Source organism: Saccharomonospora iraqiensis subsp. paurometabolica YIM 90007 (assembly GCF_000231035.2).
Classification (GTDB): Bacteria; Actinomycetota; Actinomycetes; order Mycobacteriales; family Pseudonocardiaceae; genus Saccharomonospora; species Saccharomonospora paurometabolica.
Genome location: NZ_KI912185.1, coordinates 86,019 through 94,227 on the forward strand (window position 1 = coordinate 86,019; position 8,209 = coordinate 94,227).

At 72.7% G+C, this 8,209-nt stretch carries 8 protein-coding genes and 1 pseudogene; 8 read left to right on the plus strand and 1 reads right to left on the minus strand.

Features of this window, described 5'->3' with window-relative positions; all coding sequences use genetic code 11:
* The coding region (locus tag SACPADRAFT_RS24485; RefSeq protein WP_007025558.1) for a DNA translocase FtsK at nucleotides 1-1,655 on the plus strand (1,655 nt) is incomplete at its 5' end.
* A gap of 21 nt (nucleotides 1,656-1,676) precedes the next feature.
* Here the strand turns inward: SACPADRAFT_RS24485 and SACPADRAFT_RS0200495 are convergent.
* Nucleotides 1,677-2,198: an amino-acid N-acetyltransferase gene (locus SACPADRAFT_RS0200495; protein ID WP_007025557.1), complete on the minus strand. Its 522-nt coding sequence runs from the start codon at nucleotides 2,196-2,198 to the stop codon at nucleotides 1,677-1,679.
* Between the two features lie 142 nt (nucleotides 2,199-2,340).
* Between SACPADRAFT_RS0200495 and rimO the strand changes: the two genes are divergently transcribed.
* The 7 genes and pseudogenes from rimO to SACPADRAFT_RS31840 form a co-directional block, all read left to right on the plus strand.
* Entirely contained in the window at nucleotides 2,341-3,765 is a 1,425-nt protein-coding gene (gene rimO, locus SACPADRAFT_RS24490) for a 30S ribosomal protein S12 methylthiotransferase RimO (RefSeq protein ID WP_007025556.1), read from the plus strand.
* Between the two features lie 65 nt (nucleotides 3,766-3,830).
* Complete coding sequence (pgsA, locus tag SACPADRAFT_RS24495) at nucleotides 3,831-4,460, plus strand: CDP-diacylglycerol--glycerol-3-phosphate 3-phosphatidyltransferase (RefSeq protein ID WP_007025555.1); 630 nt, start codon at nucleotides 3,831-3,833, stop codon at nucleotides 4,458-4,460.
* Nucleotides 4,457-5,011: a CinA family protein gene (locus SACPADRAFT_RS0200510; protein WP_007025554.1), complete on the plus strand. Its 555-nt coding sequence runs from the start codon at nucleotides 4,457-4,459 to the stop codon at nucleotides 5,009-5,011. The genes pgsA and SACPADRAFT_RS0200510 overlap by 4 nt, the downstream gene beginning before the upstream one ends.
* Nucleotides 5,012-5,106: 95 nt before the next feature.
* Nucleotides 5,107-5,541, plus strand: a complete 435-nt coding sequence (locus tag SACPADRAFT_RS0200515; protein WP_007025553.1) for a helix-turn-helix domain-containing protein — start codon at nucleotides 5,107-5,109, stop codon at nucleotides 5,539-5,541.
* A 260-nt stretch (nucleotides 5,542-5,801) separates the two neighbouring features.
* Nucleotides 5,802-6,653, plus strand: a complete 852-nt coding sequence (locus SACPADRAFT_RS0200520) for a PspA/IM30 family protein (protein ID WP_007025552.1) — start codon at nucleotides 5,802-5,804, stop codon at nucleotides 6,651-6,653.
* A gap of 22 nt (nucleotides 6,654-6,675) precedes the next feature.
* Nucleotides 6,676-7,599, plus strand: a complete 924-nt coding sequence (gene pspM / locus SACPADRAFT_RS0200525; protein ID WP_007025551.1) for a phage shock envelope stress response protein PspM — start codon at nucleotides 6,676-6,678, stop codon at nucleotides 7,597-7,599.
* Between the two features lie 95 nt (nucleotides 7,600-7,694).
* Nucleotides 7,695-8,209 (plus strand): annotated as a pseudogene (locus tag SACPADRAFT_RS31840) (allophanate hydrolase-related protein); the annotation flags it as partial.

Below are 8,209 nucleotides of genomic sequence, written 5' to 3' on the forward strand. Positions count from 1 at the left end.
GAGCGGCGTCCGGGAACCCGGCGGACGGTGCCGACGTGCCGGCGGCCACCGCCGCGGCCGCGGCACCGGCGAAGGGTTCCCGGAAGAGGACGGCGGAGACGGCGGAGGCGACCCAGCTGGAGATCGAGGCCCCGCTGTCGGTGACCCGCACGGTCGAGGGCGATTACACGCTGCCCCCGGCGGAGCTGCTCACCCTCGGCGACCCGCCGCTGGCGCGGAGCCGGGCGAACGACGCGATGATCGAGGCGATCACCGGCGTGCTCCAGCAGTTCAAGATCGACGCGGAGGTCACCGGCTTCACCCGGGGGCCGACCGTCACGCGGTACGAGGTCGAGCTCGGCCCCGGCGTGAAGGTCGAGAAGATCACCGCGCTGACCAAGAACATCGCCTACGCGGCCGCCACGGAGAACGTGCGCCTGCTGGCGCCGATCCCCGGCAAGTCCGCGGTCGGGATCGAGGTGCCCAACTCCGACCGTGAGATGGTGCGCCTCGGCGACGTGCTGCGCTCGCCGCTGGCCGCCACCGACGACCACCCGATGGTGATCGGGCTCGGCAAGGACATCGAGGGCAGTTTCGTCACCGCGAACCTGACCAAGATGCCGCACCTGCTGGTCGCGGGCTCCACCGGCTCCGGTAAGTCGAGCTTCGTCAACTCGATGCTGGTGTCGCTGTTGGCGCGGGCCACGCCGGAGGAGTGCCGGATGATCCTCATCGACCCGAAGATGGTCGAGCTGACCCCCTACGAGGGCATCCCGCACCTGATCACGCCCATCATCACCCAGCCGAAGAAGGCCGCCGCCGCGCTGGCCTGGCTGGTGGAGGAGATGGAGCAGCGCTACCAGGACATGCAGGCCAACCGGGTGCGGCACATCGACGACTTCAACGCCCGGGTGCGGTCGGGGGAGATCACCGCCCCACCCGGCAGCGAGCGCGAGTACCGCCCGTACCCCTACATCATGGCGATCGTCGACGAGCTCGCCGACCTGATGATGACCGCGCCGCGCGACGTGGAGGACGCCGTCGTGCGGATCACGCAGAAGGCCCGGGCCGCGGGGATCCACTTGGTGCTGGCGACCCAACGCCCCTCGGTCGACGTGGTCACCGGTCTGATCAAGACCAACGTGCCGTCCCGGCTGGCGTTCGCGACGTCGTCGCTGACCGACTCGCGCGTCATCCTCGACCAGCAGGGCGCCGAGAAGCTGATCGGCATGGGCGACGCGCTGTACCTGCCGATGGGCGCGGGCAAGACGAGCCGTGTCCAGGGCGCCTTCGTCAGCGACGAGGAGATCGCCGCCGTCGTGCAGGCCACGAAGGAGCAGGCCGCGCCGGAGTACGCCGAAGGGGTGACCGCGGGCAAGTCGGCGGACACCAAGGAGATCGACCCGGACATCGGCGACGACCTGGAGGTGCTGCTCCAGGCGGCCGAACTGGTGGTGACCTCCCAGTTCGGCTCCACGTCGATGCTGCAGCGCAAACTCCGGGTCGGCTTCGCCAAGGCGGGCAGGCTCATGGACCTGTTGGAGACCCGGGGGGTGGTCGGGCCGTCCGAGGGCTCGAAGGCGCGCGACGTGCTGGCCAAACCCGACGACCTCCCGCAGGTGCTGGCCACCATCCGTGGCGAGGACCCGCCCGGCGAGCCCGCCGACCCGTCCTGACCGGGGCCGCGGCGGGTACGGTCACCGGTCCCGGTCGTCCAGGTGCCGCAGCATCCGGGTGTTGCCCAGGGTGTTCGGCTTGACGAACGGCAGGTCGAGGAACTCGGCGACGCCGGTGTCGGCCGAGCGGCGCATCTGCTCGTAGACCTCCCGCGGCACCGGCGTGCCCTCGATCGCGCGGAACCCGTGCCGGGCGAAGAACTCCGTCTCGAAGGTCAGCACGAACAGCTTGGCCAGGCCCAGCTCCACGGCGAGGTCGATCAGACGTCGCACCAGCAGGCTCCCGACGCCGTGCCCGCGCACGGACCGGTCGACGGCCACCGTGCGGATCTCGGCGAGGTCCTCCCACATCACGTGCAGCGCGCCGCACCCGACGACCGTGCCCGCGAGCTCGGCGACCCAGAACTCCTGGACGTCCTCGTAGAGGGTGATCAGTTCCTTCTCCAGCAGCACCTCGCCCGCGTCGGCGTCGACCAGTGCCTTGATCCTGCGGACGTCGGCGATCCGCGCGCGGCGGACGACCGGTGCTTGCGGTGACTCCACGTCTGTAGACGCTAACGGGCGTGCGGCCGGACGGTCTCCAGGGTGTGCTCGGGGGCCGGTCGGCGGCGGTTACCCTGAACAGGTGTCTTCCGCAGAAGCCGTCGACAGTACCGGCTCGTCACCCGAGCGACGTCGGGTCGCGATGCTCACCCTGGGTTGTGCCCGCAACGAGGTCGACTCCGAGGAGCTCGCGGGCAGGCTCACCACACAGGGGTGGGAGCTGACCGACGACCCGGGTGACGGGGACGTCGTCGTGGTCAACACCTGCACGTTCGTGGAGTCGGCGAAGAAGGACTCGGTCGACACGCTGCTCGCCGCCTCCGACACCGGGGCGAAGGTCGTGGCCGTGGGCTGCATGGCCGAGCGGTACGGCCACGAGCTGGCGGACAACCTGCCCGAGGCGGACGCCGTGCTCGGGTTCGACCACTACCCCCACCTGGCCGAGCGGCTGGACGACGTCGCCGGGGGGCGCACGGTCGCCGCGCACACGCCGACCGACCGCCGGACCCTGCTGCCGCTGACCCCGGTCGAACGGCCCTCCGCCGCCGAGGAGGTCGCCGTTCCGGGCCACGCCGGCTGGGGGCCCCGGGTGTTGCGTACCCGGCTGGACGACGCGCCGGTGGCACCGTTGAAGATCGCGTCGGGCTGCGACCGCCGCTGTTCGTTCTGCGCGATCCCGTCCTTCCGGGGTTCCTTCGTCTCCCGCCACCCGGACGACCTGGTGGCCGAGGCCGCCTGGTTGGCCGGGCAGGGGGCGCGGGAGCTGTTCCTGGTCAGCGAGAACTCGACCTCCTACGGCAAGGACCTCGGCCGCGACCTCGGCGGCACCCGCGCGCTGGAGCGGCTGCTGCCCCGGCTCGCGACCGTGGACGGGGTGCACCGGGTCCGCGTGTCGTACCTGCAGCCCGCCGAGACCCGGCCGGACCTGGTGCGCGCGATCGCCACCACACCGGGGGTGGCCACCTACTTCGACCTGTCGTTCCAGCACTCCAGCGAGACCGTGCTGCGCCGGATGCGCCGGTTCGGGTCGACCGACTCGTTCCTGGCGCTCGTCGACCAGATCCGGGAGTACGCGCCCGAGGCGGGTATCCGGACGAATGTGATCGTGGGCTTCCCGGGCGAGACCGAGGACGACGTCGCCGAGCTGGAGCGGTTCCTCACCGCGGCCCGGCTCGACGCGGTCGGCGTCTTCGGCTACTCGGACGAGGACGGGACCGAGGCCGAGTCGTTCGACGGCAAGCTGGCCGCCGGGACCGTGGCCGAGCGGGTCACCCGGATCTCCACACTGGTGGAACAGCTGACCGCCCAGCGCGCGGAGGAGCGGATCGGCACCGTGGTGGACGTCCTCGTGGAGAACGCGGACGACGAGGTCACCGGGCGCGCGGACCACCAGGCGCCCGAGGTGGACGGCGAGTGCGTGGTGCTCGACGCGGGGGAGTGCGTGGTGGGGGATCTGCTGCGCTGCGAGGTCGTCGACAGCGCGGGGGTCGACCTGGTCGTGCGGCCGGTCGCCGACGCCGCGGCCGGGTCCGCGCCCGCCCACGGCGGAACGGGTATCGCGACGTGACCGCGGGGCGAGCCGGGCGAGCCGGGGGAGGCGGGGACCGGTCCGCGGAGTCGGGGCCGTCCCGGATGAACCTGGCGAACGTGCTCACCGTGGTGCGCCTCGCCCTGGTGCCGCTGTTCGTGGTCGTGCTGTTCGTCGAGGAGGGCGAGGACCCGCTGTGGCGGTACCTCGCCGTGGCCGTGTTCGTGGCGGCGGCGCTCACCGACCGGATCGACGGGTGGGTCGCGCGGCGGTACGGGCTGGTCACCGACTTCGGCAAGGTGGCCGACCCGATCGCGGACAAGGCGCTGATCGGGGCCGCACTGGTGGGGCTGAGCGTGCTCGGCGAGCTGCCGTGGTGGATCACGGCGGTGATCGCCGCGCGGGAGCTGGGCGTCACGGCGCTGCGGTTCTGGGTGATCCGGCACGGGGTGATCCCCGCGAGCCGTGGGGGCAAGGCGAAGACGCTCGCCCAGGTGGTGGCCATCGCCGCCTTCCTGCTCCCGCTCCCGGACGTTCTCGACCCGGTCCGGTGGGCGCTCATGGCGCTCGCCGTGCTCCTGACCGTGGTGACCGGCCTCGACTACCTGGTGCAGGCACTGCGGATGCGCGCGGGGGGCGACGGTCGCTCCGGGGGCGCCCGCACGGACGGCCGGGACACCGGAGCGGATCCCTGGGGACCGGGGCCGGGACGGACAGGTCCGGCGACGGAGTGAACGGTCCCGGAGATCCGAGGCCCGACGACTCCGTCCGCCCGGAGGAACGGCCGGGCGGGGACACACTCCCCCGGGCCGGGGCCGCCGACGTCGTCGCCGACCTGGCCCGGTGCGGGTGGACGGTGGCCACGGCGGAGTCCCTGACCGCCGGACTCGTGTGCGCCCGGCTGACCGAGGTGCCGGGGGCGAGTGCGGTGGTGCGGGGCGGGCTCGTCGTCTACGCCACTGACCTCAAGCACACTCTCGCGGGGGTGGATCCGGATGTGCTGGCCGAGCACGGGGCGGTCCATCCCGAGGTCGCCGCGCAACTGGCCGAGGGGGCGCGGCACCGGTGCGGCGCGGACTGGGGCCTGGGTCTGACCGGCGTCGCCGGACCCGATCCGCAGGACGGCGTCGGGCCGGGCACCGTGTACGTCGGACTCGCCGGGCCCGGCCGGCGCGAGGTCCGGACGCTGCTCTGTCCGGGTGATCGTCGCGCCGTGCGGGAGGCGGCGGTGGCGGACGCGCTCGCCGTGCTGTACCGATGCCTGCGTGAGGAACTACGACGCTGAGTCGCTCGTTCGCTCAGGGCGGACGACCGTGTCGACACCTGCGTTCCGTCCCCCGGCCTGGGTACCGTGGACGACAGATGGAAGGGAGGCGCGTGATGACCGTGCTGTTGCGTGAGGCGATCGGTGATCGGCTCCGTCATGCCCGCACCACCAAGCGCCGGACGCTGCGCGACATCTCCCGCGCCGCCAGGGTGAGTCTCGGGTATCTCTCGGAGGTCGAGCGCGGGCAGAAGGAGGCCTCCAGCGAGCTGCTCGCCTCCATCTGCGAGGCGTTGGACCTGCCGCTGCCCGAACTGTTGCACAACGTCGCCTCGGACGTGTCCGCACTCGGCACGGTGGACGCCGCCGGGGCGGAATCCGGGGTCGCACTGCCCGCCGAGGCCGGTGCCCGCGAGCCCGTCGCCGAGGACCTCGCCGAGGGGCGGGAGGAGGCACGGCCGGTCACGGGGGCCGCGGGCGAGTTCCGGCTCTCGCCCGCTCTGCGCACGACGATTCCCGCCCCGGAGTCGAAGGCGGTGCTCGCGGCCTGACGGGCGGCGGACCCGGGGCACCCGGGAACCGGTGTCCGGGGCGCGGCCGGGAGACGCCGTGCCGTCGTCCCGTTCCGCGCGGACGTGCGGGGTCGTCGCGGACGTGCGGGGTCGTCGCGAACGTGCGGGGTCGTGGTGGAACGGTGGGCGCCGACCTGACACGATGGAACCCGACAGACGGGGGTCACGTGTTCCGACCGGTATCGGCAGGTGGTCACCCGCGCAGGGAACCGTGGAATGTGAGAAGGCAGGCGGAGGAGATGGCCAACCCTTTCGTGAAGTTCTGGAAGTACCTCATGGCGGCGTTCTCGTCGAAGGTCGACGAGCACGCCGACCCGAAGGTGCAGATCCAGCAGGCCATCGAGGAGGCGCAGCGTAACCACCAGTCGCTCTCCCAACAGGCGGCGTCGGTGATCGGCAATCAGCGTCAGCTGGAGATGAAGCTGAACCGTCAGCTGGGGGAGGTGGAGAAGCTCCAGTCCTCCACCCGCCAGGCGCTGACCCTCGCGGAGGAGGCGCGCGCCAAGGGCGACGAGGCGAAGGCGCAGGAGTACGAGACCGCGGCCGAGGGTTTCGCCGCCCAGCTCATCACCGCGGAGCAGAGCATCGAGGACCTGAAGACGCTGCACGACCAGGCACTGCAGGCCGCCGAACAGGCCAAGCAGGCCGTCGAGCGCAACTCGAGCATGCTCCAGGAGAAGCTGGCCGAGCGCACCAAGCTGCTCTCGCAGCTGGAGCAGGCGAAGATGCAGGAGCAGGTGTCGGCCTCGCTGAACCAGATGACCGAGATGTCCTCCTCCGGCAACACGCCGTCGCTGGACGAGGTCCGGGACAAGATCGAGCAGCGGTACACGACCGCGGTCGGCTCGGCGGAGCTGGCGCAGAACTCCGTGCAGGGCCGGATGATGGAGGTCCAGCACTCCACGACCCAGCTCGCCGGGCACAACAGGCTGGAACAGATCCGTGCCTCCATGAAGGGCGACTCGGTGGCCCAGGTGACCGACGGCTCCGAGACCGCGGGCACCGGGCAGGCCGCCTCCTCCGCCGGCTCGGACGTGCAGAGCGAAATCCAGGCCCGGGTGGAGGCCGAGCGGCAGAAGAACGAGGCCTGAGGGCCGGGAACGGCGGGGGCGGATGTCGGGCCGACGCGACTTCGGGGAGCAGAATCTCGAGAAGTACGTGCGACGTCTGCCCGACTACGCCCGGAAGGCCCACCGGCAGCTCCGGCGCTACACGGCAGAGGAGCGCCTCCCGTCCGCCCCGGACCGGCGACGGGACGAGGCCGGCGCCGGACCGTCCACCCCGGCGGAACTGCCGGTGGTCGCCGAGATCCGGGACAAGTGGGACCGCTGGAACGATCCGGCGGCGAAACTCCGGCGCAAACGGCGGCGCACGTCCCGCGCCCTGACGGTGTGGTCGGTGCTGACCCTGCTCAGCGTGTTGTGGGCGGTGGTCGGCTACGTCGGCCTGGGCGGGGCGGAGGGCATCCAGGGCGCGTTCAGCGGGCTCGCGGCGACGCTGATCTTCGGTGCGCTCGGGGTGCGCTCCGGCATTCGCCTCCACCGGCTCTCCCGTACGCCGTTGCCCGAGCGGCACTCGGCCGCTCCGACCGCACTGCCGCCGTCGGGGTCCGCGGCGCGGGAACCGATGGAACGGCTGCGTCGCGGTGAGGAGTCGCTGGGTGAGCTGCTCGCCCAGCTGGAGTCCCCGCACGGCACGTCCGGGGCCACCCCCGAGATGTCGGTTGACGACGCCCGGGCCACGGCGGCGGAGGCCGCCTCCGCGTTGCGGGCGCTGGCCGCCCGGGTCGAGTCGATCGAACGGGCCCGCCGGTCCGCCCCCGAGGACGAACGGGCGGGGCTCGACTCGGCCGTCGCGTCGTTGCGGACCCAGCTCGACGAGGGCCTGGACGAGTACGGCACCCTCGTCGCCGCCGCCGGGCGCGCGGTCGCCGCGAGCAGTGCCGGGGTCCAACCCGCGCGGGAGGCACTGACCGACGCGACGGACCGGCTGGCGGGGCTGGCGTCCGCGCTCCGCGAGCTGTCCGGCGACAGCTGAGTCGTCCCGGTGTATCCCCCGCCCGGTTGACCCGAGTGGGTGCGGGTACTCCCACGCCGAGGAACTTTCGTGGAGAGCCCGAAGGGACGCCCGGCGTGAACCTCTTCCTGTTCGAGGACGACACCGTCCCGCTCCCGCCGGTCATCACCAACCACTCCTCCCAGCGTGTGCTGGCCGTGTTCGACGGCCTGCACCGGGCGGGCCGGCCGGTGCCCGGATTCTCCGTGCGTGCCCGGGAGGACGCCCTGGTCGACGCGAAGGCGGTCGACGAGCGCGTGCGCACGGGGGAGAACCCGCCGTTGGCGGGCATGCTGGTCGCCGCACCGGAAAGCCCGCTGCTGTGCCGGCGGCTGTCCCGGGCGGGCGCCGTGGTCGTCGGCACCACCCGCGGGGACGCCGTGCCGGGTCCCGCGGATGTCACCGACCCGGGGGAACCGAGGCACACCCACCGTGGTGGTCGCGTGGCGACGCTCGGCGGCACCGACGCGGTGATCGTCGCGGGTGCGCCCGTGGGGAGCCGGGACGACGCGGTCGCCTTCGTGCCCACCCGCGGTCTCGTGCCGGGGGCGCACCCGGTGACCGTGGTCGCCGGCGACGTCGACACCGGTCA

What these genes read in the sequence shown, in the direction of transcription:
- pspM (WP_007025551.1), top strand. Translation starts at nt 6,676, where the DNA reads ATGTCGGGCCGACGCGACTTCGGGGAGCAGAATCTCGAGAAGTACGTG.
- SACPADRAFT_RS0200520 (WP_007025552.1), top strand. Translation starts at nt 5,802, where the DNA reads ATGGCCAACCCTTTCGTGAAGTTCTGGAAGTACCTCATGGCGGCGTTC.
- SACPADRAFT_RS0200515 (WP_007025553.1), top strand. Translation starts at nt 5,107, where the DNA reads ATGACCGTGCTGTTGCGTGAGGCGATCGGTGATCGGCTCCGTCATGCC.
- pgsA (WP_007025555.1), top strand. Translation starts at nt 3,831, where the DNA reads ATGAACCTGGCGAACGTGCTCACCGTGGTGCGCCTCGCCCTGGTGCCG.
- rimO (WP_007025556.1), top strand. Translation starts at nt 2,341, where the DNA reads ATGCTCACCCTGGGTTGTGCCCGCAACGAGGTCGACTCCGAGGAGCTC.